Origin of the sequence: Cohnella phaseoli, assembly GCF_003386235.1 — a bacterium.
GTDB classification, from domain to species: domain Bacteria; phylum Bacillota; class Bacilli; order Paenibacillales; family Paenibacillaceae; genus Cohnella; species Cohnella phaseoli.
On the sequence record NZ_QRDZ01000009.1, the window covers coordinates 35,075 to 59,740 of the forward strand.

The 24,666-nt window shown below is 55.8% G+C and carries 23 protein-coding genes; 16 read left to right on the forward strand and 7 right to left on the reverse strand.

The window, feature by feature from the left end:
* Positions 1 to 184 precede the first annotated feature (184 nt).
* Positions 185 to 1,006: an AraC family transcriptional regulator gene (locus tag DFP98_RS13030; RefSeq protein WP_181917661.1), complete on the reverse strand. Its 822-nt coding sequence runs from the start codon at positions 1,004 to 1,006 to the stop codon at positions 185 to 187.
* 169 nt (positions 1,007 to 1,175) lie between these two features.
* On the opposite strand from DFP98_RS13030, the gene DFP98_RS13035 reads away from it, so the two are divergent.
* The 5 genes from DFP98_RS13035 to DFP98_RS13055 all read left to right on the forward strand — a co-directional run bounded on the left by DFP98_RS13035 (position 1,176) and on the right by DFP98_RS13055 (position 7,068).
* A complete protein-coding gene (locus tag DFP98_RS13035) occupies positions 1,176 to 2,006 on the forward strand; it encodes a phytanoyl-CoA dioxygenase family protein (RefSeq protein ID WP_116061039.1) in 831 nt (276 codons plus the stop codon).
* Between the two features lie 136 nt (positions 2,007 to 2,142).
* Complete coding sequence (locus tag DFP98_RS13040; RefSeq protein WP_181917662.1) at positions 2,143 to 2,844, forward strand: response regulator transcription factor; 702 nt, start codon at positions 2,143 to 2,145, stop codon at positions 2,842 to 2,844.
* Positions 2,838 to 4,460, forward strand: coding sequence for a sensor histidine kinase (locus tag DFP98_RS13045; protein WP_116061040.1), 1,623 nt, complete (start codon positions 2,838 to 2,840; stop codon positions 4,458 to 4,460). The genes DFP98_RS13040 and DFP98_RS13045 overlap by 7 nt, the downstream gene beginning before the upstream one ends.
* 101 nt (positions 4,461 to 4,561) lie before the next feature.
* The gene (locus tag DFP98_RS13050; protein WP_116061041.1) at positions 4,562 to 5,695 is read left to right on the forward strand and encodes a TolB family protein; all 1,134 of its coding nucleotides are present in this window, start codon (positions 4,562 to 4,564) and stop codon (positions 5,693 to 5,695) included.
* Between the two features lie 110 nt (positions 5,696 to 5,805).
* Positions 5,806 to 7,068, forward strand: a complete 1,263-nt coding sequence (locus tag DFP98_RS13055; RefSeq protein WP_116061042.1) for an FAD-binding protein — start codon at positions 5,806 to 5,808, stop codon at positions 7,066 to 7,068.
* Positions 7,069 to 7,699: 631 nt separating this feature from the next.
* Here DFP98_RS13055 and DFP98_RS13065 read toward each other — a convergent pair.
* The gene (locus DFP98_RS13065; protein WP_116061044.1) at positions 7,700 to 8,638 is read right to left on the reverse strand and encodes an aldo/keto reductase family protein; all 939 of its coding nucleotides are present in this window, start codon (positions 8,636 to 8,638) and stop codon (positions 7,700 to 7,702) included.
* 148 nt (positions 8,639 to 8,786) lie between these two features.
* Between DFP98_RS13065 and DFP98_RS13070 the strand changes: the two genes are divergently transcribed.
* From DFP98_RS13070 to DFP98_RS13095, 6 genes are all read left to right on the forward strand, one after another.
* Positions 8,787 to 9,131, forward strand: a complete 345-nt coding sequence (locus tag DFP98_RS13070; RefSeq protein WP_116061045.1) for a winged helix-turn-helix transcriptional regulator — start codon at positions 8,787 to 8,789, stop codon at positions 9,129 to 9,131.
* Positions 9,132 to 9,236: 105 nt separating this feature from the next.
* The gene (locus DFP98_RS13075; protein WP_116061046.1) at positions 9,237 to 9,707 is read left to right on the forward strand and encodes a DinB family protein; all 471 of its coding nucleotides are present in this window, start codon (positions 9,237 to 9,239) and stop codon (positions 9,705 to 9,707) included.
* A 16-nt stretch (positions 9,708 to 9,723) separates the two neighbouring features.
* Positions 9,724 to 10,251, forward strand: a complete 528-nt coding sequence (locus tag DFP98_RS13080; protein ID WP_116061047.1) for a DinB family protein — start codon at positions 9,724 to 9,726, stop codon at positions 10,249 to 10,251.
* Positions 10,252 to 10,776: 525 nt separating this feature from the next.
* Positions 10,777 to 11,580 (forward strand): molybdate ABC transporter substrate-binding protein, encoded by an 804-nt coding sequence (gene modA, locus DFP98_RS13085; RefSeq protein ID WP_116061048.1) that lies wholly within the window; start codon positions 10,777 to 10,779, stop codon positions 11,578 to 11,580.
* Entirely contained in the window at positions 11,577 to 12,248 is a 672-nt protein-coding gene (gene modB / locus DFP98_RS13090; RefSeq protein WP_116061049.1) for a molybdate ABC transporter permease subunit, read from the forward strand. Before modA ends, modB begins: the two co-directional genes overlap by 4 nt.
* Positions 12,249 to 12,419: 171 nt before the next feature.
* The gene (locus tag DFP98_RS13095) at positions 12,420 to 13,934 is read left to right on the forward strand and encodes a nitrate/nitrite transporter (RefSeq protein ID WP_116061050.1); all 1,515 of its coding nucleotides are present in this window, start codon (positions 12,420 to 12,422) and stop codon (positions 13,932 to 13,934) included.
* A 135-nt stretch (positions 13,935 to 14,069) separates the two neighbouring features.
* Here DFP98_RS13095 and DFP98_RS13100 read toward each other — a convergent pair whose 3' ends face one another.
* The 5 genes from DFP98_RS13100 to DFP98_RS13125 are packed head-to-tail and all read right to left on the reverse strand — an operon-like array spanning position 14,070 to position 16,771.
* Positions 14,070 to 14,372, reverse strand: a complete 303-nt coding sequence (locus tag DFP98_RS13100; RefSeq protein ID WP_116061051.1) for a metal-sulfur cluster assembly factor — start codon at positions 14,370 to 14,372, stop codon at positions 14,070 to 14,072.
* A gap of 23 nt (positions 14,373 to 14,395) precedes the next feature.
* Complete coding sequence (locus tag DFP98_RS39740; protein WP_246016518.1) at positions 14,396 to 15,628, reverse strand: cbb3-type cytochrome c oxidase subunit I; 1,233 nt, start codon at positions 15,626 to 15,628, stop codon at positions 14,396 to 14,398.
* A 13-nt stretch (positions 15,629 to 15,641) separates the two neighbouring features.
* Positions 15,642 to 16,193 carry a DUF2249 domain-containing protein gene (locus tag DFP98_RS13115; protein WP_116061054.1) on the reverse strand — a complete coding sequence of 184 codons (552 nt, stop codon included), beginning with the start codon at positions 16,191 to 16,193 and terminating at the stop codon, positions 15,642 to 15,644.
* A 6-nt stretch (positions 16,194 to 16,199) separates the two neighbouring features.
* The gene (locus tag DFP98_RS13120) at positions 16,200 to 16,538 is read right to left on the reverse strand and encodes a hypothetical protein (protein WP_116061055.1); all 339 of its coding nucleotides are present in this window, start codon (positions 16,536 to 16,538) and stop codon (positions 16,200 to 16,202) included.
* The gene (locus tag DFP98_RS13125; RefSeq protein WP_116061056.1) at positions 16,538 to 16,771 is read right to left on the reverse strand and encodes a DUF2249 domain-containing protein; all 234 of its coding nucleotides are present in this window, start codon (positions 16,769 to 16,771) and stop codon (positions 16,538 to 16,540) included. The genes DFP98_RS13120 and DFP98_RS13125 overlap by 1 nt, the downstream gene beginning before the upstream one ends.
* A 213-nt stretch (positions 16,772 to 16,984) precedes the next feature.
* Here DFP98_RS13125 and moaA point away from each other — a divergent pair, with 213 nt between their 5' ends.
* From moaA to narI, 5 genes are all read left to right on the forward strand, one after another.
* A complete protein-coding gene (gene moaA, locus DFP98_RS13130; RefSeq protein ID WP_116061057.1) occupies positions 16,985 to 17,989 on the forward strand; it encodes a GTP 3',8-cyclase MoaA in 1,005 nt (334 codons plus the stop codon).
* Positions 17,990 to 18,118: 129 nt separating this feature from the next.
* A complete protein-coding gene (locus tag DFP98_RS13135; protein ID WP_116061058.1) occupies positions 18,119 to 21,808 on the forward strand; it encodes a nitrate reductase subunit alpha in 3,690 nt (1,229 codons plus the stop codon).
* Positions 21,798 to 23,267 (forward strand): nitrate reductase subunit beta, encoded by a 1,470-nt coding sequence (gene narH, locus DFP98_RS13140; RefSeq protein WP_116061059.1) that lies wholly within the window; start codon positions 21,798 to 21,800, stop codon positions 23,265 to 23,267. The genes DFP98_RS13135 and narH overlap by 11 nt, the downstream gene beginning before the upstream one ends.
* Positions 23,268 to 23,284: 17 nt before the next feature.
* A complete protein-coding gene (narJ, locus tag DFP98_RS13145) occupies positions 23,285 to 23,851 on the forward strand; it encodes a nitrate reductase molybdenum cofactor assembly chaperone (RefSeq protein WP_116061060.1) in 567 nt (188 codons plus the stop codon).
* A gap of 3 nt (positions 23,852 to 23,854) precedes the next feature.
* A complete protein-coding gene (gene narI, locus DFP98_RS13150) occupies positions 23,855 to 24,523 on the forward strand; it encodes a respiratory nitrate reductase subunit gamma (protein WP_116061061.1) in 669 nt (222 codons plus the stop codon).
* Positions 24,524 to 24,666: the final 143 nt, after the last annotated feature.

Genomic DNA, 24,666 nt, shown 5'->3' on the forward strand with positions numbered 1-24,666 from the left:
AACCGGCTTGCGAATGGCGGGTACTCGTAAAGATAACAGAGGAAAAGAGTTGTGTAAATAGTATAAATAATTATTATAACATAAAAATAATTATTTGTCAAGGTATAAAATCCATAGAAACAAAATGTAGCGGTCGAAACGCGTCGAAGCCTGATCTCTCACCGGATGAACCGCGCTTTTCCGCTCAGTGCAAGCTTTTACGGCGATAAATAAGGGGCGATACGCCGGAGTGGCGCTTAAACGTTCGAGAGAAATGAAATTCGTCGTAAAAACCGAGTGCATTCGCAATTTCCTTGACCGACATACTTGTCGTTTCGAGTGAAACCTTTGCAGAAGCCAGCTTAAGGTCCAACATATAGCGATGAGGAGATTTGCCGGTCATTTCGCGAAATCGCTGAAAAAAAGCGGTGCGCGACAACCCGGATCCCAGGACGATCTCGTCGATTCGCAGCGTCATGCCGATGTTGCGGTGCATCAGGTGAAGCGCTTCGTCCAGCTCCGGATAACGGGTGCCATGGCCTCCGTACCGTTCCTGCGCGAGAAGCAGCATGATTTCCTGAAGGCGAAGATGCGCGCTGTAGCGGAAACCGGCAGGCTGGACGATTAACCCGTCAATCAAGCTTTCGCACAGACGGACGATCTCGGGCATTTTCCCCGTTATCATCGTCTCGCCGAGCGGCAGCTCCAAATGGCGGGCCATTCCGCTGTCGCGAAAGTCGATAAAGTAAAACCTCCAATCATCGTTCTCGCAGCGATAGGAGCATGGAATGTCAGGCTCAACGATGACGACGGTGCCGGCGGCAAGCTCGACCGCGCCCGAAGGAAGCTCAATTCGGCCCTGTCCCGCGAACGTCACGAACATGCCCGAATCCGGAAAACCGCGCGGATGGCGAGGTTGATAGGCGTCGTTAGCCTGGACTTTCCAGATCGAGCGAAATCGGCATTCCGGAAGCTCTTCCCTATCTTCCAATGCGTAGGGGATATCCATGTATGGTTTATGGTTCATGCGACGATCCGCTCCCTTTGATGTTCGATTATACATGTTAATTCGAATTAGTGGTGCTTTATTTTATTTGTCTTGTACGATTATACATGTAATAAACACGGCGATCCATGGCTGGCGAACGCTCGGCCCCCTACAATGGAAGCATCAACCTTGAAGGAGTGCTGGATCTATGATGGTGAAAGTTGGCAATCGCGAGTTGGAATTGGGAGGAGAACATTTAACGTCATTAAGAAGCTCGAACGAGCTGTTGGGGGATATCGAGGCGCTGCGAGGACGGTTGGCGGAAGACGGCTATTTGCTGTTGAGGGATTTTCATGATCGGGATCAGGTGATGAAGGCGAGAAAGCGCATTTTGGAGAAAATGGATCGGATGGGCAAGCTTGATCGGGACACGCTGCTGGAGGAGGGTTACATGGCGGACGGCAGCAAAACGATTTTTATGGGGGGAACGAACGAGGATTTGCCGGAGCTGCTTGAAGTGCTGAATGGCGAACGAATCATGCGCTTTTTCGACGAGCTGCTCGGAGAGCAATCGCTGACCTATCATTACAAATGGTTGCGTGCGGTCGGCAAGGGGGATTTCACAGGTGCGCATTACGACATCGTTTATATGGGCAGAGGAACGCACAATTTGTACACCGTCTGGTCGCCGTTAGGCGATATCGATTATGCGATGGGCGGTCTGGCGATCTGTCTCGATTCCCATAACTTCGAGGAACTAAAGCGATCGTACGGCATGAAGGATTCGGATCGAGACGCTATCGGCCTCGGCCACTATACGGACGACCCGCTGCTTGTAACGGAGAAATTCGGCGGCAAGTGGGCGACTACGGAATACGGTGCCGGCGACGTCTTGATCTTCGGTATGTTCCTGATGCACTGCTCGCTCGAAAATACGACCAACCAATACCGTCTTAGCGTCGATACCCGATATCAGTCGGCAAGCGAGAAAGTCGACGAGCGCTGGATCGGAAAAAAGCCCCGAGGACATTTCAAGTAACAGTCGTACGAGTGGAGATTTAGACCGTCCTTCGTTTCGGAGGAATAGAAGGCATTCGACTAATACGAGAAGGTTCATAAGTTGGCAACATTTATTTGCTATACTTGACCCATTAACGAATAAAGGAGCTTTGTCGTTGACGGGTGCAATCAAGGTGCTGGCAATTGAAGACGAGGAGTCGATTCGCGATATTCTCGTCTATTCGCTGCGGCGGGAAGGATTTCACGTCAAAGCCGCCGCGACGGGTGAGGAAGGCATGGAGCTGCTTGAGCGCTTCGCGCCGGACGTCCTTCTGCTGGACGTCAACTTGCCCGACGCGGACGGCTTTGATCTGTGCAAAAGGGTTTCTTCGAACATGCGGATTCCGATTCTTCTGCTGACGGCCCGCCATGATCTGGTAGATAAGGTGCTTGGCCTGGAGTTGGGTGCGGACGACTATATGACCAAGCCGTTCGAAATTCGCGAGGTGATCGCTCGCATCAAAGCTGTGCTGAGAAGAAGGGATATTGAGCGGAACGGGGCCGCGCGGCCGCTTGGCCTTATCTCGCTGTCGGACAGGCTGGAGTTGGATCGCTCAGGCCACGCGGTATTCAGGGACGGGCAGCCGGTCAAGCTCAAGCCGAAGGAATACGAGCTGCTGCTGCTGTTCCGCGATCACCCTAACCGGGTGTTTTCCAGGGAAGAGATATTGGATCACGTCTGGGAAATGGACTACGACGGGGATTTGCGCACAATCGACGTTCACGTTCAGCGAATCCGGAAAAAGCTGGAGGAGTCTCTCATCGAGACCGTGTTCGGGGTCGGCTATAAGTGGCGGGGGAGGAGCCGGTCATGCTGACGAGGAAGCTGCGGCCTATGCTGTCCGGCGAACTGCTTCGTATGTGGCGGGATAAGCTGTCTCGCAAGCTGCCCCACAGGTCGCGCCATAAGCCGCTTCGCAAGCTGCGCGAAGGCCGCAGCCTTCTACGGCGCAAATTTCTGCTCGGTTTCGCATTGCTGTTCTCGGTGGCGGCTTTCGGCTTTTACGGTTATATGTCCCATCTGCTAAAGCAGCATACGCAAGCGGCAATCCTCGATGAGATGAAGCGGCTGCAATTGTTCGTCTATGATCATATCGAGTATTACTTGGCGCTGAACGACGTTCGACCAAAGACGGCATCCGGGTATCCGGAGGAGCTTATTCGCGGGCTCAGTCTGAACGGCAGCGTTCGGACGGCTTATTATGATGCGAACGGGACGTTCCGGGCGGAAAGCGTGCCGATGGACGGCGGGTATGTGCTTGTGCAAACGAAGCCGTCCCCGGTGCTGCTGCGATCGGGAGAGGCCGATCTGGCCGCCGCCGCACGCAACCAGTCCATCGTGAGCATCCATCATGATCGCGAATCGAGCATGGCTGTGCTCACGCTTCCGCTGTATGCGTTGGACGAGACGGCCGGATTTCTGCGCTTGACTGCGGATTACACCGGGACGTTCCGCAGAGATGCGGTCGTGCTGCAAGGCTTGATCGGTTTCTCGCTTGTGCTGTGGGCGCTGCTGGTCGCACTCGCCTGGTCTTTCGCGCGCCGGTTAACCCGTCCGCTGTCGGAATTGGCCATCGCAATGCGGCAGTTCGGGGAAGGACAGGTCAGTTCGCTGCGCATCGCTTCCTCGAACAATGAAATCGCGGTGCTGACGAACAGCTTCGAGGAGATGAGAGCGAAGCTGGAGGAGCAGATGGAGGCGCTTGTGTCGGAGAGGAATAAGGTTGTTGCGCTAGAGAGCAACCGCCGGGATTTCTTTCGAAACGTTACACATGAATTAAAAACGCCGCTAACGACGATCTCCGGCTACGCGCAAATCTTGCAAGCGCCCGATTTCGACGATGCGGAATTTCGGCAGAACGCTGCGAGCCGCATTCATCGGGAATCCGGACGGCTGCACCGGATGATGCTGGACATTATCGAGCATTCCAGACGGGAGTTCGATGCGGACAGTCGCCGCAACGACGTTGTTCTGCTGGAAGATTCGTTCGGCGATGCGGCGGAAGACCTGCAGTTGAAGGCGCAGCGGCGCGGTCAGCGCATTCGCTGCCGGATGGAGCCGCTGACCGTCAGTGGAGACTCCGACGAGCTTCGCAAAGTATGGGACAACCTGCTGGACAATGCGATCAAATACGGCAAAACGGGCAGCGTAGTTGAAGTCGGGCTGTTTTCCGATGGAACCGAGGCTGTTCTGACGCTCGTTAACGAGATCGATCCAAGCCACCGCTTCGAAGCGGACATGGCGTTCGAGCCGTTCTATCGCAGCGGTTCGGCAAGCTCCAAGGAGCAGGGAAGCGTCGGACTTGGGCTGGCGATCTGCAAACGCATTGTCGAACTGCATCGCGGCTCTATCGTGCTGCAGCTTCATTCTTCCGCAGTCGTTCTTGAAGTCCGGCTGCCCCTGCGGACACAAATCGGCAATAACTCCGCCTAATTTGTCCATATCTGCGCAGTAGATTGAAGATGCGGCTGGCAGCGGACGGATGTTCGCCTCACGCCAATCGCCGCAGAGGATGCCAGAAGGGATGGATAAAAATGACTAAGGGTTACAAACCACAAGGCGCGCGCGGACGCCGCATTGGCCGGTGGATGGGAGCGGCCGCAGCTCTGGCGCTAGTTCTCTCGGGATGCACTGCACAGGCGACGGGGAATACAGGGGAGAGCAGCTTTATTCTGAGCAGCGACGTCAAAGCGGAGCTTCAGGCGAAGAAGCTTCCCTTGATTCAGGGAGAACAGATCGCGATGAAGGAACAGGTGCGGTTCGCGGACTTGCTGAACGTTCGCGAGGGCATTGTGCTGTACAACCGTGAGGACGGCGTATACAGAACAAGCTTGGCGAGCTTGGAGCAGGCCGAGAAGCTGACCGACGCGCGCGCCGAGGAGGTATCGGCAAACGGGCGAAGAGCGCTGCACAATCAGGACGGGCGACAGTACGTCGGCGATCTGGAGAACGGGATGGAGTACGCGCTGGACGACGTGGAAGCGAACTCCCATTGGGTTTTCGCGGACGCGGCGGGCGAATATGTCATCGGCGGCGTTCCCGGAATGATCGGTCTGATCCATGTGACAACCGGACAAGCGAAATGGTTGAATGTGAAGGAGCGTCTCTATAAAGGGGAAAACGGATACAGCTATGGAAATCCTCGTTATTATGCTGGCGACATCTATGTGGACGGTTCATTTGATGACGAGGAAAACGCGATTTACAAATACTCGCCGGAAGAGAACAAGGTGGAGCTCTTCTTGGATTTTCCCGGAGGCAAGAAGCGCGATTCGATCAATCAATATCGCTTTTTGCCTGACGGCAAGCTGCTGTTCGACGGAACCTATGACAGGCAGAACGGATTGTTCGTTTACGATCCTCAGACCAAGGCGGTCACGGCGCTTGTATACGGCACAATCGTAGACAATCTCTCCGTTGGCGTCTCCTACAGTCTCGCTCCCGACGGGAAAAAGCTGCTGTTTCATACCAGGGATGAAAACAACCATCACTTGTATCAAGCCGAGCTGGACGGGACGCAATTGACGAACAGCCGCTACATTTTGCGAGATGAGCTATACGCCTCTGTATCGAGCCTTGCGTACTGGAACGAGGATTCGGACTCCTATTATTTGAAGTACGTCCCTCCCGGCGGAACGGTCGAAAGTATCGTCTCTTACAAATTCTAAAGGGATAGCCCCCTATTGCGAGGAGCCGACACTTGATATACTAATGTTGGCGGCAGTGCCTCCCTGTATGGCGGGGAGAGCGTCCTAAGTCGGATAGGGAGCGTGAAAGCATGGCAAATGAACGGAACTGGGCCGGAAATTACACTTATGGCGCTTCGGAGCTCTATGTTCCCGACAACGTCGAACAAATCCAGGAGTTGGTCGCCCGCAGCGACAAAGTCAAGGTGATCGGCACGCGTCATTCGTTTAACGGCATTGCCGATACCGAAGGCAGTCATCTGTCGCTTGCAAAGCTGAATCGGATCGTCGGTCTGGACCGGGAAAATAGTACGGTTACAGTCGAAGCGGGCATTCGTTACGGCGAGTTGTGCAGCTATTTGCACGATAACGGCTATGCGCTGCACAATCTGGCCTCGCTGCCGCATATTAGCGTGTCGGGCGCCTGCGCGACGGCGACTCACGGCTCGGGGGACGGCAATGCCAGCCTCTCGGCGGCAGTGAGAGAGATGGAGCTTGTCGCCGCGAACGGGGAGACGGTTAAGCTGAGGCGCGGTGATCCGGACGGCAGCTTCGAGGGCGCGGTCGTCGGGCTTGGCGGCTTGGGGGTAGTGACGAAGCTGACGCTGGACCTCGTTCCCGCCTTCGAGGTCAGCCAGGTCGTCTACGAAAATCTGCCTCTAGCGAAGTTGGAGCCGCATGTCGATGCGATCTACGCCTCCGGGTACAGCGTCAGTCTGTTCACCAACTGGCAGGATGCGGCGATCAATCAAGTTTGGGTGAAGCGCAAGCTGATGGACGGCGCGGCGGCGGTTTCGATCGAACCCGAGCTGTACGGCGCGAAGCTGGCGACGAGTCCGCTTCATCCGGTGCCCGGACATCCGGCTCACAATTGCAGCGAGCAGATGGGCGTTCCGGGACCGTGGCACGAGCGGCTGGCGCATTTCAAAATGGAATTTACGCCAAGCGCGGGGGAGGAGCTGCAAAGCGAGTACTTCGTCCCGCGCGAGCAAGTATACGAGGCGATAGCCGCGTTGGCGGACTTGAGGGAGCGGATTGCTCCGCTGCTCTTCGTGTCCGAGGTTCGTACGATCGCGGCGGACGAGCTGTGGATGAGTCCGTGCTATATGCAGCGCTCGGCGGGCATTCATTTTACGTGGAAGCGGGATTGGGAGGCGGTGCGACAGGTGCTGCCGCTGATCGAAAGCAAGCTTGAGCCGTTTAAGGCTCGTCCACACTGGGCCAAGCTGTTCACGATGGAGCCGTCTCAGGTGCAGGCTCACTATCGCATGCTGCCTCAATTTCGGGAACTGCTTGCGCGTTTCGACCCTGAGGGCAAATTCCGCAACGCCTTCCTAAATCGATACATTTGGTAAGGGCTGAATGCAAAGACGCAAGCTTGAAGGGGGCTTCCCCCGACAAACTTGCGTTTTTTTTCTACAGCTGACCAATTCGCATACATGAACTCGAAGGAAGAATGAAACACCACTCGAATAGACCTCTCCTGCTGCCCGGTATGTCAATACGTGAGTAGATTCGTTACGTCTGTTAGTCGCTGCTTGCGAGGCCAAGAAAGTGTCTCTATGCTGCCCCACGCGTGGAGCGAAGGCCAAGAAAGTGCCTCCACGCCGCCCCAGGCGCGGAATGAAGGCCAAGAAAGTGCCTCCAGACACCCCAGGCGCGGAGCGAAGGCCAAGAAAGTGCCTCCACGCCGCACCAGCAGGGGAATGAAGGCCAAGAAAGTGCCTCCAGACACCCCAAGCGCGGGAGTGAGGGCCAAGAAAGTGCCTCCAGACACCCCAGGCTCGGGAGTGAAGGCCAAGAAAGTGCCTCCACGCCGCCCCAGGCGCGGAGTGAAGGCCAAGAAAGTGCCTCCACGTCCAACGGACGGGGACTCGCAAAGTTCGATGACAATATGGGTTCTTCTCTTGCCGCCCAGCGAACCGTTACCCGAGAAGACCAATGTATGCCGATTGGTCAGTCGTAGTTTTTTTGCTTTGCAACCGTCTATTTCAAAATTTCTTCGATGCGGCTCAGAACGTCATCGCTAAGCTCGATGCCGGACGCTTTGGCGTTCTCCGTCACCTGCTCCGGACGGCTGGCGCCGACGAGCGCGCTCGCCACGTTGTTCAGCCGCAAAATCCAAGCAAGAGCGAGATTGCCCACGGAAACGTCCAGCTCCTTCGCAATGCCTTCCAACTGCTTAACCTTGGCGATTTTCTCCTCTGTAATGCCTTTGCGCACCCAATCGAGCTTCGCGGCGCGGCTGTCCTGAGGGATGTCCGATGCGGACGTATACTTGCCGGTCAGCAAGCCTTGAGCAAGCGGGGAGAAGACGACTTGGCCGATGCCGGAGCGCTCGCTGAGCGGAACGACTTCCTTCTCGATGTAGCGCTCGAACATGTTGTACACCGGCTGGTTGACAACGATGCGATCGAGTAGGTAACGGTCGGCTACGCCGAGCGCTTCCGCGATCTGGGAAGCTTGCCATTCGCTGACGCCAACATATAGTACCTTGCCCTGACGAACGAGATCGTCAATCGCGCGCAGCGTTTCGTACAGCGGTGTCTCCGGATCGTGACGATGGCAATAGAAAATATCCACGTATTCGTGTCCCAGACGCTTCAAGCTGGCGTTGGCCTGCTCGACGACGTGCTTGCGGGACAAGCCGCGATCGTTCGGACCTTCGCCCATCGGCCAGAAAGCTTTGGTCGCCAGCACGTACGATTCGCGCGGATACTCCTTCAGCGCTTTTCCTACCAGTTCTTCCGCCGCGCCTCTTTCGTATACGTTGGCCGTATCGAAGAAGTTGATGCCAAGATCGTATGCCGTCTTGATCGATTGCACCGCATTTTCCCGTTCCACGTAACCGCCATATGTAAGCCAGCTTCCCAAGCTGATTTCGCTGACTTTAAGTCCGCTGCCGCCTAATCTGCGATATTTCATTTTAACAGCCTCCTTGGATTGTTGTTGTCACCTTCTCATTCTATAAAAGTTCGTATACAATTTGAAGAAGTGAAATCTTTTTCACTTAATTATATCCAGATTAGCAACTATACTTGAGTATAGTTACAGGCATAGGGGGACCGCATTCATGAATACGGTTAAAAAGGCAAGCAGCTATATTCCGAAAAACCCGGTACATATCGAGTGCAATATCGAAAAAACGCTGGACGTGCTCGGCGGAAAGTGGGCGTTTCTCGTCATTCGCGAGCTGTTCTGCGGCACTCTGCGCTTTGGAGAGCTGCAGCGTAAAATTCCCACCGTCAGCCCTCGCGCCTTGACCAGTACGCTGCGTCACCTGGAGGAAAAGGGCGTGCTCGAAAGAATCGTATATCCGACCGTCCCGGTAACGGTGGAATATACGCTTACTCCGAAAGGGCAAGATCTGCATGTTATTTGCCACGAAATGAAGCTGTGGGCGGCCCGGTGGACTTAAGCGGAGAAAACGGGTTGCTCGAAGTTTGGCGATGCGTGCTGCGCCTCGAGTTGAGGCATGGCATGGCGGATGACAATACTCGAAAAATAATCGGGGGAATGAGCAATGCAAACGATTCGCCGGATGATGGATCACTTATACTGGGCCAACAAAGAGTTACTGAAGGGCCTTCGGGAGCTGCCGAACGAGAGAGGGGAAATTGGCAGGCTGTTTCGTCATATTTTAATTGCCGAGCTGGTATGGGCGACACGATTGGAGGGGGGAAGCAGCGCTCATCTGACGTTATGGGAGGAGAGCGACATCGCTTCGCTGGAGCAGCTTGCCCGGGACAACGAGCAGCGCTACAAACGCTATATTGACGGATTGGCCGAATCCGATCTGGATTGTACATTCGAGTACGCGAACCAAAGCGGCATCAAATTCCGCTCTTCGATTCGCGATATTCTGATCCACGTCGCACTGCACGGCCAGTACCATCGCGGTCAGATCAACGCCGCGCTGAGGCGGCAGGCGGGCAGTCCGGTTGCTCTCGACTACATCTTGTTCTCCCGGCTGGACGAAATCCCGAATTCCTAAGTGAAGGAGCGCCATTATGAATTTCAAGCTGGAACAGGCTCTCGAAATTTTGGAGCGAACGCCGGCGACGCTGGAATCGCTGCTGATCGGCTTGTCGAATGACTGGTTGGTCTGTAATGAAGGAGAAGGAACATGGAACGCTTCCGAGGTCGTCGGACATCTCATTGAAGGAGAAAGGACCAACTGGATTCCCCGACTGAAATGGCTTCTTCGGGAAGGGGAGAGCCAACCTTTTCCCCCGTTCGACCGCTATTCTCATTTAAGCGCGGCTTCAACCGATTCGATCGAGTCGAAGCTGAGCGAATTCAAGGCGATCCGGCTGCAAAATACGGCCAAGCTGAGAACGCTGATCGATTCGGAGGAGCTGCTGGAGTCGATCGGCGCGCATCCCGCCTTCGGTGCGGTCAAGGCGAGAGAGTTGGTGGCGACATGGGCTGTGCACGATCTGACGCACATCGCGCAGATCGTGCGCGTTTTGGCCGAACGTTATCGGCAGGATGTAGGACCGTGGGTCGCATATTTGGGCATTCTGAACAGAAGCTGACCGGTCCAAGGTCGGCAATATATGGACTCAAGTCCCTTATCGGCCTAGCAGCCGACAAGGGATTTTTAATTTGCAACGGACTAATTTGACGGATATCAGACGGATACCAGGCCACTTTGAATTTTACTCACAAACGGTCTGGGAGACCGTAAGAAAGGGCGAATTCGAGGGGCGTTACACGACTCATTGTGTAATCCGCCTTTGGGAAGCTCTCCAAGGTGTGTGCTCCGATAAGTAGATCGATTATATTTAGATATAAATTAATATAATTGACATGGTTATAGTGAGGGGGATCACTTCTATTTTCAGATAAATGATTAAAAATAGAGTTCAGGCCGACAATATGCGCATGGCGTGGAGAGATGGTTTATCCAACTTGGGGAGCTTGCCGATCACAGGCTCCTAATCGAAGGGGGGCAATCACCTAAATCGAGACGAATTAACCTGATTTACAATCTATTTGGGCAAGCGTATAATCATCAATTATGTCTATTTATAACCAAATATAGTTATGGGGGAAAAGGTATGTACAGATTTGCTAGAAAAAGTATGGTTTTGTTGTTGGCAGTCGCCGTATCCATTCTGGTTGCCGCATGCGGCTCCAATTCGCAATCGTCTTCGCCGAAGCAAACCGAACTGACCGTATCGGCGGCCGCGAGCTTAACCGACGCGCTGAACGAAATCCAGCCACTATTCGAGAAGGCGCATCCGGATATTAAGCTCGTATTCAACTTTGGCGCATCGGGAACGCTGCAGCAGCAGATCGAGCAGGGAGCTCCGTCGGACCTGTTTCTCTCCGCGGCTGTTAAGAATATGACGGCGCTGACGGACAAGCAGCTCATTGACGAGGCTCATCAGACGAATTTATTGAACAACGAGCTGGTGGTCGTTGCGTCGACGGACGGCAAAGCCGGCATTACGGGCATAGCGGATCTTGCCAAAGAGGAGATCAAGAAAGTCGCGATCGGCATTCCCGAGAGCGTGCCGGCCGGCAAATACGCGCAAGAGGCGCTGGCGAACGCGCAGCTGTGGGACGCGCTGCAGCCGAAGCTGGTGCAGGCGAAGGACGTTCGCCAAGTTCTGCAATATGTAGAGACCGGCAACGCGGAAGCGGGCTTTGTCTACAAGACGGACGCGCTCACCTCGGACAAGGTTGGCATCGCATTCGCAGTTGATCCGCAGACATACTCGCCGGTCGTTTATCCGATCGGAATCGTCAAAGCGACGAAGAATGCCGAGCAAGCCGGCGTCTTGTACGATTATTTGCAATCGCAGGCCGCTCTGGACATTTTCGTTAAATACGGATTCTCCGTGCCGGCGGCGAAATGATCGGAGAGGTGGACTGGCAGACGTTCTGGTCGCCCATTGCGCTGTCGCTGCGGGTAGCGCTCTTGTCCAGCATCGCTGCGATGGCGTTGGGCGTTGGGGCGGCAAGGTGGATGACCCGGCGTTCCTTCGCCGGGAAGACGCTGCTTGAGACGGCGTTCATGCTGCCGCTCGTCTTGCCGCCGACGGTCGTCGGCTTTCTGCTTCTCGTCGGCTTGGGGAGAAAAAGCTGGATCGGGCGCTTTGCGGAGTGGCTGTTTGCCGCTCCGATCGTCTTCTCCTGGTGGGCGGCGGTAATCGCTTCGGTCGTCGTCGCTTTCCCCCTCGTCTACCAGACGATGAAAACGGGATTCTTGTCCGTCGACAAAGGTTTGGAGGAGGCGGCGCGTTCAAGCGGAGCGAACGAGCGCCAAGTGTTTGCTTACATTACGCTTCCGCTAGCCTACCGTTCTTTCGTAACGGCATACGTGCTCGGGTTTGCCAGAGGGTTCGGCGAATTCGGAGCTACGTTGATGATCGCCGGCAACATCCCCGGCAGAACTCAGACGACGCCTACCGCGATCTATCTGGCCGTCGATGCGGGCAATGCGACGATGGCATGGTTGTGGACGTTGTCCATGATCGCCGTTTCCTTTCTTTTGCTTATCTTCGCCAGATCCAGAAACGACTAGCTTTGTCCGCTTGCGGCGAGCCGGTCGTTTTTTTGTCCGTTTTATGAACGATCCGGGCCGTAAAGCGGAACGCAAACAGACAGGTGACCCGAATCACAGTGCGCCGCTTCCTATCGATGGTACATTGAATTACAAATTCGATCAGGTAGGCATATAGGAGGGGTTGCGCGAATGCAAGACGTAAAAAAGGTTCAATTGCCGCTGCAAACGGTAAGCCTGGTATTAGGATTTATGGTATGGGTAATCTTGTCCTCCTTGATGCCTTACATCAAAGAAGACATCCAGCTGACCTCTTCTCAACTCGCTTGGGTGACGGCAATTCCGGTTCTGGTCGGCTCGCTTATGCGTATTCCGTACGGATATTGGACGAACCGCCATGGGGCGAGAAAGCTGTTTATGATCAGTTTCTTGTTGCTGCTTGCGCCCGTTTTCTGGGTTAGCCAGGCGGACTCCTTCGCCGATTTGATTGTAGGAGGCGTATTCCTAGGAATCGGAGGAGCCGTATTCTCCGTCGGCGTCACGTCTCTGCCGAAGTATTATCCGAAGGAGCGGCATGGCTTCGTCAACGGTATTTACGGGATCGGGAACCTGGGCACGGCCATCTCCGCATTCGGCGCGCCGGCGCTGGCCAGCTCGATCGGCTGGTCGAAAACAGTCATGCTTTACAGCGCAGTGCTGGTCGTGCTCGCCGGATGCAATTTCTTGCTCGGCGATCGCAAGGAAACGCCAGTCCACACGCCGATTATGGAGCAGATCAAAGCGGTATCCCGGAACGATAAGCTATGGTTTCTTTGTCTGTTCTACTTTCTGACGTTCGGCTCTTTCGTTGCGTTTACCGTATATTTGCCGAACTTCCTGGTAAGCCACTTCGATCTGGATAAAGTGGACGCGGGTTTGCGCACGGCCGGTTTTATCGCGTTGGCCACAGCGATGAGACCGATTGGTGGCTGGCTCGGAGATCGTTACAATCCGTTCAAAATATTGATGCTCGTATTTTTGGGATTAACCGTATCGGCGATCTTGCTATCGTTCTCGCCCTCCATCGCGCTCTATACCGTCGGCTGCCTCACTGTGGCGCTGTGCGCGGGAACGGGCAACGGAACGATCTTTAAGCTCGTTCCGCTCTACTTCACCAAGCAAGCGGGGATTGCCAACGGCATGATTTCGGCGATGGGTGGCTTGGGCGGCTTTTTCCCGCCGTTGCTGCTTACCGCTATCTACAGCTTAACTGGACAGTACTCGATCGGCTTTATGGCGCTTGCCCAAATTGCGCTGGCCAGCTTCGTGCTTGTCAACTGGATGTTCTTCCAGGACAAGCTCGCACTGTCCGCCCGCATTCTGGAAAATACGATCGAAGCGATTTTGATTACGGACACGAACGGCGTCATTACTTCGGTTAATCCCGCTTTTACCGCGATTACCGGCTACACGCCGGAAGAAGCGATCGGCCGCAAGGCGAACCTTCTAAAATCCGGAAAGCAGGATAAGAGCTTCTACGATGAAATGTGGCGTTCCTTGAAGGAAAAGGGATATTGGCAAGGAGAGATTTGGAATCGGCGCAAAAACGGGGAGATTTATCTGGAGTGGCTAAGCGTTACGGCGATCAAGAACGATGCCGACGAAGTGAAAAACTATGCGGGAATGTTCAGCGACATCGGCTCGAAACGGCAAGCCGCCGGAATCTGACCGCTCACACGGGGGTTGGAGGAGACTATGCCTCCTATTGCTCGATCGAGGATATCATTATCGCGTTCCCCCGATGAGCGCAACGATAAATGGGGCTGTCCGGGACAGCCCCATTGGATCTGCTTTTGCCATGGCTCAGAAAAATCCGAGCATTTCTTTCGCTTCCGTCGTCATCATGCGCAGAGACCATTTCGGCTCCCAGACGATGTCGATGTCGACGTTCTCTCGGCCGGTCCGTTCCGCAAGCGCCCATCTGACGCCGCCGGCGATCGTATCGTGCAACGGACAGCCGGGCGTTGTCAGCGTCATTCGGACGTAGATGCGATCCGGTTCTTCGCGAACTTCATAGACGAGTCCGAGATCGACGATGTTGACGCCCAATTCAGGGTCGTAAACTTCCTTTAGCAGCTCACGAAGCTGCTCTTCGCTGTGTGCCATTGCAATCCACCTCGTTTCATAGGTTAGCGGGAAAATACGAGCGAGATCAACGAAATATAGGCGATAGACAGTACGGACAATGCCGTTCCGGCAATCCCGATCAATGCGGACGACTGCGCCGCAAGGCCCCCCAGAAGGACGAGACTGAAGGCGGCAATGAAGGCGAGCCCAACGTTTGTTTTCTGCTCGCTCAGCAGGTCGGCCATGACCGGAGTGCCTGGCTTACCGGCCCGCTTGCCGTATTTGTACGTCCACCACAGGAAAGGAACGATTTTGGAGGCGTAGCCGAGAATGGTGAACGATACCCAGCCGCCCAAGTAAGCCCAGCCTGCCACGGCAATGGCGGGGCCTTGAAGCGCCTGCTGCGGATAGATAACTGCATAAACAAAAGCGGTAATGGTTGTGCAGGCAAAGGCTTGGCTCGCGTACACCGTCCATTTGATCCCTGAGCCGGGAGTGCGCTTATGCCGTTTCTTTTTAATTTGCAGCAGATGAACGTTGTAGAGAACGACCGCAACCGCCAGCAGGAGGAGAGCCGTCTGAATTGCCCATTCGCCCCAATCGGCCAAAAAAGCCAACGCTCCGGCGACAACGGAGGCGTTCCACAGCGCGAGCACGGCGGTTTGCAGCCTAGTCGGGTAGTCGTGCGCAAGATAAAACATCGGCAGCATTTTGTAGCTGAAGCCGGTAATGAGCAGGCCGAACCATCCGACCGTTCCGAGCCAGATGTGGGCGCCGAACAGATTGTCGTGATAGTTGGCCCAAATGCCGGTTGCGAAGTTCAGTCCCATTGCCATCCCGGTTACACCGGTCAGCAGCAGGAATACGACCGAGCTGGTCGCGCTGAGCGTAATTGCGTTCCATCTCGACGCGCGAATCAGAGTCGCGCCGATATTCCATGCAAACACGGCGATTCCGCAGAACGCGAGCGAAGCGAAGGCGGCGATCCAATAGATTTCGCCCCGAATGAAGCCGATGAGCAGACCCGACAAGCCGACGGTGAACAGCGCATAATGAACATAACCTAAGCGTTCGCTATACAACGAGGACTGCAGAATGACGTTAATCAACTGATAAACCGCGCCCATAGCCAGCATAGTCGCCCAGCCGAGCACGAACAGATGGATGTGAAACCAACCGCTCGGACCGCGCAGCTCCTCGCCCAGCCAACCGGACAGCGAAAACAACGAGAGCGCATGGAATAGCACGAATCCGGCAATTCCGGTTACGATAAAAAGAAAGGGGAGACGGGACATCGTTCTCGCCTCCTTACGCTTTTTGTATTTTGACTTTGGCCGATCCGTCCGGCTGCTCCTCTACGGTATAGGGGTAGCCTAGGCTGTGCAGCTCCTCGATCAGGAACATCGGCACGCGGTCGTTATGAATGTGCACCTCGTCTCCCGGACGGCAGCGGTCAAGCGCGGACAGCGTGCGGATCATCGGCTGGGGCGGCTCCAAGCCGCGGTTGTCCAATGAAACCACTTTTGCCTCTCCATCCGGCACGGCTTCGCTTCCTGTTCCCTGAGCTTCATTTTCCCCGTTGTCCTCGCCTTCGCTTGATCCGTCGAGCCAGCTTTTATTTTTCTTGTTCACGAAAGTGGAAATCCAATGCTCGGGACCGATCCGTTCGGCTTTGCCCGCCAAGCCTTTCATCTTAAGCACGCCGAAGAGCGGCGTCGGCTTGAAGGTGGCGTGCAGGACGAAGATGTCGTCCTTGTCGAGACTTTTTACGGAATCCATGATCAGTTGAAACGGCTCCAGCTTCTTGCGAAGATGGGGCCTGACATCCAGTTCGACAACTTTGGCGTCTTTGCGTTCCATGCTCGTTCACCCCTCGACAGTTAATGTCTCCCGCCGTTTAGCCTCTTCGTACAAACCCGCCATGCCACCGTACAAGGAATAGAAAAAAGAATCGGGCGCATCGAGGGAGAAGGAGGTGTAGTCCTTCGGATCGACGCCCAGCATTCCTTCGAACAGACGGGCCGATTCATAGGCGTAGAAGCAGAAATACGTATAGTGGAACTCGGGCATTTTCTCGTAGATGGTCACAATCTCGGAGGCATAGTCGTCAATCCGCAGGGAGGCTTCCCGAACCATCGAGATCGCATCCTCCAAGGCGACCGTAATTTTGATCGTCTTCTCATCGAGGACATCGACGCGAGCCATCAGATTTTCCCGATTCTGACCTGGAACACCGCAGGTCCGCGTTCGATGTAGTCCCACGTAAAACGCTCCGCATGATTCGCTTCGAACTGATAGCGGAGAGGGATCGGATCGTGATCGTTCACGAGCAGCATCGCCTCGTTCGGCGCTAGATTCCCGAACGTTTCGAATATGACTTTGTGCTTCAGATGCGGCGGGTACTCCGTGGCGTTGACGATAGCGGCAAATTGACTCATTTTACATTCCTCCTCAGGAGTGAATAGCTTTACGTCCCCGATTATAGAGCAGGCGATGTAAGGGCTGTGTGACCGCGGTCACATATAGGGCGGATTTTCGCCAGTTCTGAATTGTCTGTGACACATGCGTTATCGCCGTGCGGCGGTGATGTGAATCACAGCTGTCGAGGGCGCTCCTGCCTATACTTAGGAAGCCTAAGGGGAGTGAAGCGAGTGGAGAATCGATTGATTGACCGGTATGGCAGAGTTCACGATTACTTGCGGATATCGGTAACGGATCGCTGCAATCTGCGCTGCGTATACTGCATGCCGGAAGAAGGGATGCAGTTCGAGCCGGGACATCGAATTATGTCTTACGAGGAGATCGTCGAAGTCGTGGCGACGCTTGCCCCCCTCGGCGTAAAGAGGCTAAGACTTACAGGCGGAGAGCCGCTGGTCAGAAAGGAGCTTGACCGGCTGGTAGCCATGCTGTCCGCGATTCCGGGCATCGAGGATATCGCCCTGTCTACGAACGGGATTTATTTGGCTGCATTTGCAGAACGTCTGAAGAAGGCTGGAATTACCCGCGTGAACGTCAGTCTCGATTCGCTTGACTCGGACAGATATGCGGCCGTCACGAGGGGCGGCGACGTTCGCAAAGTGCTGGCAGGTCTTCAAGAGAGCCGCCGCGTCGGCTTCGATCCGATCAAGCTGAACGTCGTGCTGATGAAAGGGACGAACGACGACGAGGTCGAGCGGTTTCTGCGCATGACCCAGGAGGAATCGATTCACGTCAGGTTTATCGAATACATGCCGATCGGGTTTGAGAGTCCGAGCTGGAAAACGGGATATTTGCCGTTGGAACACGTTCTGGACACTTGCCGGAGGAAGGGGTGGAGCTTCGCGCCTTGCCGGGACGTGTACGGCAACGGACCGGCGAACAGCTACCGTCTGAATGGCGCGGTCGGCACCTTCGGGCTTATCCATCCGGTCAGCGAGCATTTCTGCGGAAGCTGTAACCGTCTGCGGCTTACGGCCGACGGGAATATCAAGTCGTGCCTGTACTGGTCGGACGAATACAACGTTCGCAAGCATGCCGGCGATCCCGCCGCAATCGAGGCGCTGTTCCGACGAGCGCTGGCCGCGAAGCCGGAGACGCACGAGATGGCTGCGGCGCTGGACGGAGCAAGCCGGTCGCGAACCCCGACGGCGAGGAGGATGTCGCAAATCGGCGGCTAAAGGAAGTTGGCTTTTTCAAGGGAGGTGACGACCGTCACTGCTTGTCGAATTCGCCCGATGGTACATTGAACTACAGTTACGATCGGATCATCCGAGGGGAACCTTCACATCCGGACAAGGAGGAGAACTATGGGCAAGTCGAGAACGCCGTTATTCCGCAAACTCAAATATTTCGCCAGACGGGAGCAGCATTCCGAGGGCTGGAGCGAGGTGTCGCCTGCCAGTCGCGATTGGGAGGACGTATACCGCCGACGGTGGCAGCATGACAAAGTCGTGCGCTCGACGCACGGCGTCAACTGTACCGGCTCGTGCAGCTGGCAAATTTACGTGAAGGACGGCATCGTCACTTGGGAAAACCAGGCGACGGATTATCCGTCCACAGGCCCGGATATGCCGGAATTCGAGCCGCGCGGCTGTCCGCGAGGCGCGAGCTTTTCCTGGTATTTGTACAGCCCGTTGCGTGTGAAATATCCTTACGTGCGCGGCGTGCTGTTGGAATTGTGGCGGGAGTCGCTGCGCCGGGAGGGCGGAGACCCGGTAAGGGCCTGGGCAAGCATCTCGGACAATCCCGAGCTCGTCAAGAAGTATAAAACCGCTCGAGGCAAAGGCGGCCTCGTCCGCGCCTCCTGGGACGAGGCGACGCAGATTATCTCCGCGTCCATGATTCATACGATTAAGCAGTATGGTCCCGACAGAATTATCGGCTTCTCACCGATTCCGGCGATGTCCATGGTCAGCTATGCCGCCGGCTCCCGTTTTCTATCGCTAATCGGCTCTCCGCTGCTCAGCTTCTACGATTGGTATGCGGATTTGCCGCCGGCCTCCCCGCAAATTTGGGGCGATCAGACCGATGTGCCCGAGAGCAGCGACTGGTTTAACTCCGGCTATATCATCGTATGGGGCTCCAATCTCCCGATGACGAGAACGCCTGACGCCCACTTCTTGGCCGAGGTTCGCTATCGCGGGACGAAGGTCGTTTCCGTCAGCCCCGACTACGCGGAGTTCGTTAAATTCGCGGACACGTGGATGTCGGTCAAACAAGGCACGGACGGCGCTCTGGCCATGGCGATGGGCCACGTCATCCTGAAAGAATTTTACGTGGAAAATCCGACCGCTTACTTTATTCAATATGCGAAACAGTATACGGATTTCCCCAACCTGGTGCTGATCGAGGAGCAGGATGGAGCTTACTCCGCCGGACGTTTCCTTGTCGCCGACGATCTGGGCGAGAAGGGCAACAACATGCAGTGGAAAACGGTCGTGTACGACGACAACAGCGGAGCTCTTGCCGTGCCGAAGGGCAGCCTTGGCTTTCGGTGGGGCGAAGAGGGCACATGGAATTTGCGAATGGAGACGGCGGACGGACAGCGACCGATCGATCCTCGGCTATCCCTGCTGGGCGTTCATAACGAGACGACGACGATCCGGCTTCCTTATTTCGACGATGACGGTCGCCATCTGATGGAGAGGACGATCCCGGTCAAACGCATTGTGAGCGGAGGCAAAACGCTTATCGTCACGTCGGTCTACGACCTGGTACTCGCCAAGTACGGCGTAGATCGCGGACTGGATGCGGGAGGAGCAGACCTGGACGAGGAAAGCAAGCCGTTCTCGCCGGCTTGGCAGGAGAGCATTACGGGCGTCGATCGGGATGCGGTCGTACAGATTGCGCGCGAATTCGCCCGTAACGCCGTCGAGACGCAAGGCCGATCCATGATTATCGTCGGAGCGGGCATTAACCATTGGTACAATTCCGACGTTATTTACCGGGCGATTCTTAACCTAGTCGTAATGACGGGCTGCCAAGGGGTTAACGGCGGGGGCTGGGCGCATTATGTCGGACAGGAGAAGCTGCGTCCTGCGGAAGGCTGGCAGACAATCGCGTTCGCCCGGGATTGGGGAGGACCTGCGAGATTGCAGAACGGAACGTCGTTCTTCTATTTTGCGACGGATCAATGGCGCTATGAGGAAATGTCGGTAGACAGTCTGGTTTCGCCGCTGGCGGACAAGGCTCGGTATGCGCATGTGGCCGATTATAACGTGATGGCCGCAAGATTGGGCTGGCTGCCTTCCTATCCGCAGTTCGACCGCAATTCGCTTGAGCTGTATCAGGACGCCCGCAAGGCTGGAGCCGTCACGAACGAGGAGATTTCCGCCTATGTGGCGCGGCAGCTTCAAGAGAAAAATATCAAGTTCTCGATCGAGGCGCCCGACGATCCGGTTAACTTCCCGCGCGTGCTGTTCGTGTGGCGGGCGAATCTCATTTCCAGTTCGGGCAAGGGCCATGAGTACTTCTTAAAGCATTTGCTCGGAACGACCAACGGGCTGCTGAACGACGATGCCAACAGCTTCAGGCCGGAAGAAATCGCATGGGCCGAGCAAGCCCCCGAAGGAAAGCTGGATTTGATGGTTAATCTCGACTTCCGGATGGCCGGGACGGCGCTGTATTCGGACGTCGTGCTGCCCGCGGCGACCTGGTACGAGAAGAGCGACCTGAGCAGTACGGATATGCATCCTTTCGTTCATCCCTTTAATCCCGCGGTGAATCCGCAATGGGAATCTCGCTCCGATTGGAACATTTTCAAGGAGCTGGCCCGGACGTTCTCGGAGATGGCCAAGCAGCAATTCGATCGGCCGCAGCACGACATCGTCGCGACTCCGCTGCTGCACGATTCGCCGGACGAACTGGCGCAAACGCTGGGTCGCATCCGGGATTGGAGCAAGGGGGAGTGCGAGCCGGTTCCCGGGCGCACGATGCCGCATTTCCATGTCGTGCAGCGCGATTATACGACCGTCTACGAGAAAATGGTTGCGCTTGGCCCGTTGGTCAGAGACAAGCCGATTGGCACGAAGGGTATCTCGTGGTCTGCCGCGCCGGAGTACGAGAAGCTGAAAGGAATGCTCGGCAAGATAAGGCAGGGGCTGGCGGAGGGCTGTCCGGATCTGAGCACCGATCGCCGCGTGGCCGAGGCCATATTGACGCTGTCGTCCACGACGAACGGTCATATGGCGGTACGGGCGTGGGAGTCGTTGGAGAAGAAAACAGCCCTGCAATTAAAGGATTTGGCGGAAGAACGCGCGGAAGAATGCTTTACCTTCGAGGAAATTACGTCCCGTCCTAAGACGGTGATTACCTCCCCCGCATTCAGCGGCTCGGAGAAGGGCGGGCGCCGCTACTCCCCGTTCACGACCAATGTGGAGCGGCTCATTCCTTGGCGCACGCTGACAGGTCGTCAGCAGTTCTATATCGATCACGAGATGCTGCGCGAATTCGGCGAGACGCTGGCGACGTTTAAGCCGACGCTCAAGCATACGCCGTTTAATCGGAACAGTAAACGGCCTATCGAAGGCGGCAAGGAAATCGTGCTGAATTACTTGACGCCGCACAACAAATGGTCGATTCACAGCATGTATTACGACGCTTTGCCGATGCTGACGCTGTTCCGCGGCGGTCCGACGGTATGGATGAACCACGAAGATGCGGCGGAGGCCGAAGTGGTCGACAACGACTGGATCGAGTGCTTCAACCGCAACGGCGTCGTCGTCGCCCGCGCCGTCGTCTCGCACCGGATTCCGCGCGGCATGGCGTTTATGTACCACGCCCAGGACCGGCATATCAACGTGCCGGGCACGCCGATTTCCCAGACGCGGGGCGGAACCCACAACAGCCCGACCCGCATCCATGTCAAGCCGACGCATATGATCGGCGGCTACGCGCAGCTCAGCTACGGCTTCAACTACTACGGTCCAACCGGCAATCAGCGGGACTTGCATGTCATCATTCGGAAGCTGCAGGAGGTGATCTGGCTTGAAGATTAAAGCGCAGGTCGGCATGGTCATGAATCTGGACAAATGCATCGGCTGCCATACGTGCAGCGTAACGTGCAAAAATACGTGGACGAACCGTCCTGGTGCAGAGTACATGTACTTTAACAACGTCGAGACGAAGCCGGGCATCGGCTATCCGAAGCAATGGGAAGATCAGGAGCGCTACAAAGGCGGCTGGGAGCTAAAGAACGGCAAGCTGGAATTGAAATCGGGCGGCCGAGCCAAAAGGCTGCTGAACATTTTCCATAACCCGGACCAGCCGACGCTTGACGACTATTACGAGCCGTGGACGTACGAATACGAGAAGCTGACGAACAGCCCGGCCAAAAAACACCAGCCGGTAGCCCGGCCGAAATCGACGGTGACCGGACGTTATATGAATATTGAATGGGGGCCGAACTGGGAGGACGACCTGGCTGGCGCGCATGTAACCGGAATGGAGGATCCGAACATGCGCGGCTTGGAGGAAGAGATCAAGATGGACTTCGAACAGGTGTTCATGATGTACTTGCCGCGCATATGCGAGCATTGCATCAACCCGTCCTGCGTCTCATCCTGTCCATCGGGAGCGATGTACAAGCGGGAAGAGGACGGAATCGTGCTGGTTGACCAGAATGCCTGCCGGGCGTGGCGGTTTTGCGTATCCAGCTGCCCGTACAAGAAAGTGTACTTCAATTGGCAGACGAACAAGGCAGAGAAGTGCACGCTCTGCTTTCCGCGCATTGAGGCCGGCTTGCCGACGATCTGCTCGGAAACCTGCGTCGGTCGCATTCGGTATCTTGGGCTGATGTTCTATGACGCGGACAAGGTTGAAGCCGCCGCTTCGGTCGAGAACGAGCAAGACCTGTATGAATCGCAGATGGACATCTTTCTTGATCCGCACGACCCTGAAGTGATCAGGGAAGCGCGCAAGGAAGGCATCCCGGAGGATTGGATCGAGGCCGCGCAGCGCTCGCCGATCTATAAAATGGTGATGGAGTGGCGGATCGCTCTGCCTCTGCATCCGGAATACCGGACGCTGCCGATGGTGTGGTATGTGCCTCCGCTCAGCCCGATTACGAACCGGATCGAAGGGCAGGGCAGTGCGCTGGACCCGAACGACATTTTCCCGGCGATCGACAGCATGAGAATCCCGGTCGACTATTTGGCCAACCTGCTGACCGCGGGAGATTCGAGGCTGATTCGGGAAGTCCTGCGCAAAATGGCCGTTATGCGGATTCATATGCGCAACAAGCAAACCGGGCGCGTCAGCGATCCGGCGATGCTGGAGGCGATCGGGCAAAGCGCCCAGACGGTGGAGGATATGTACCGGCTGCTGGCGATCGCCAAATACGACGACCGTTTTGTCATTCCGCCGGCGCATCGCGAGCAAGTTGCCGATTTGTTTAACGAACAGGGCAGCTGCGGGCTTGATTTCGTGGGCGGTCCGGGCGCGTGCGGCGTATTTTGACCAAGGAGGAGCTGCGGATGGATATCGAGACGAACCAGACGGCTTGCGGGATTCTATCCTATTTGTTTCAATACCCCGATCGGGCGTGGCGAGACCAGCTTCCGCTCTGCCGCGAGGAGGCGGAAGCCCTTCCCGATGCCGATGCCGGCCGAATTCTGATCGCCTTTCTGCAAGCGGCGGAGGAGACGGACGATATGCAGTGGCAGGACAGTTATGTGCGAACGTTTGATTTCGGCAAGGCGTCCAACCTGTATTTAACCTATGAGCAGCACGGCGAGGAACGCGACCGCGGACCGGCCCTGCTGGAGTTGAAGCGGCGTTATGCCGCGGAGGGCTTTGAGCTGGCGGGAAGCGAGCTGCCCGATTATCTTCCTCTGATGCTCGAATTTGCTTCGGCCGCTCCTTGGGATTCGTCGGGGGCGCTGCTTACAGCGAGAACGAAGGAGCTGGAATCGATTCGGCGAAAGCTGGCGGAGGCGGCCAGCCCGTATGCGGCATTGATGGAATTGCTCTTGCGAATGGTTCCCGCGATGCCTTCGGATGAAGCGCAGGAATCGATATTATCGGCGAGAGAGGGAGGATAGACGATGGAGGTACTGCTGTGGGGCGCGCTCCCTTACGTGGTTCTGACGCTTTGTATCTCCGGATTAGTCTGGAGGTACGTTACCAACCCGTTCAGTTGGACGTCCAAATCAAGCGAAATGCTGGAAAAACGCAAGTTGAGATGGGGCAGCCTGTTGTTTCATTACGGCGTTCTGGCCGTATTCTGCGGACATATCGCCGGCTTGCTCATTCCGGTTGAAGTGTACCGGGGGTTAGGAATCAGCGATGAGGCATACCATCTTGCGGCGATTGTCGGCGGGATGCCTGCGGGCATCGTCACGTTTGCCGGATCGCTTCTATTGCTGTATCGCAGATATGCCGATGCTCGCATTCGTGCAACCAGCAGTCTGGGAGACCGGGTGGCGCTGATCGTGCTGATCGTCGTTCTGTTCACCGGACTGGCGGCGACGGCGGCCAGCTCGATGAGCCACGGCGATTTCGATTACCGGACAACGATCAACCCGTGGCTGCGGGGAGTACTGGCGTTCCAGCCGAACCCCGAGCTTATGGAGACAGTGCCGATCGGGTTCAAGATTCATATTTTGACGACGTTTGCGCTGTATCTCGTGTTCCCGTTTACGCGGCTCGTTCATGTGTTCAGCTTGCCCTTGGGCTATTTAAGAAGAAGTTATGTGCTGTATCGTCGTAGATAATCGACATTAAGGTGAAAGGGGCATGTACCTCCCTTCGCTGCTATACGCACCTGAAATGGCAATGGGTAAACCCGTTGCATAGTCATTTCAGGTGCGTATAAGGCAGTCTCCGGAGAGGTGCATCCCCTTTTTTTAGTCTATCG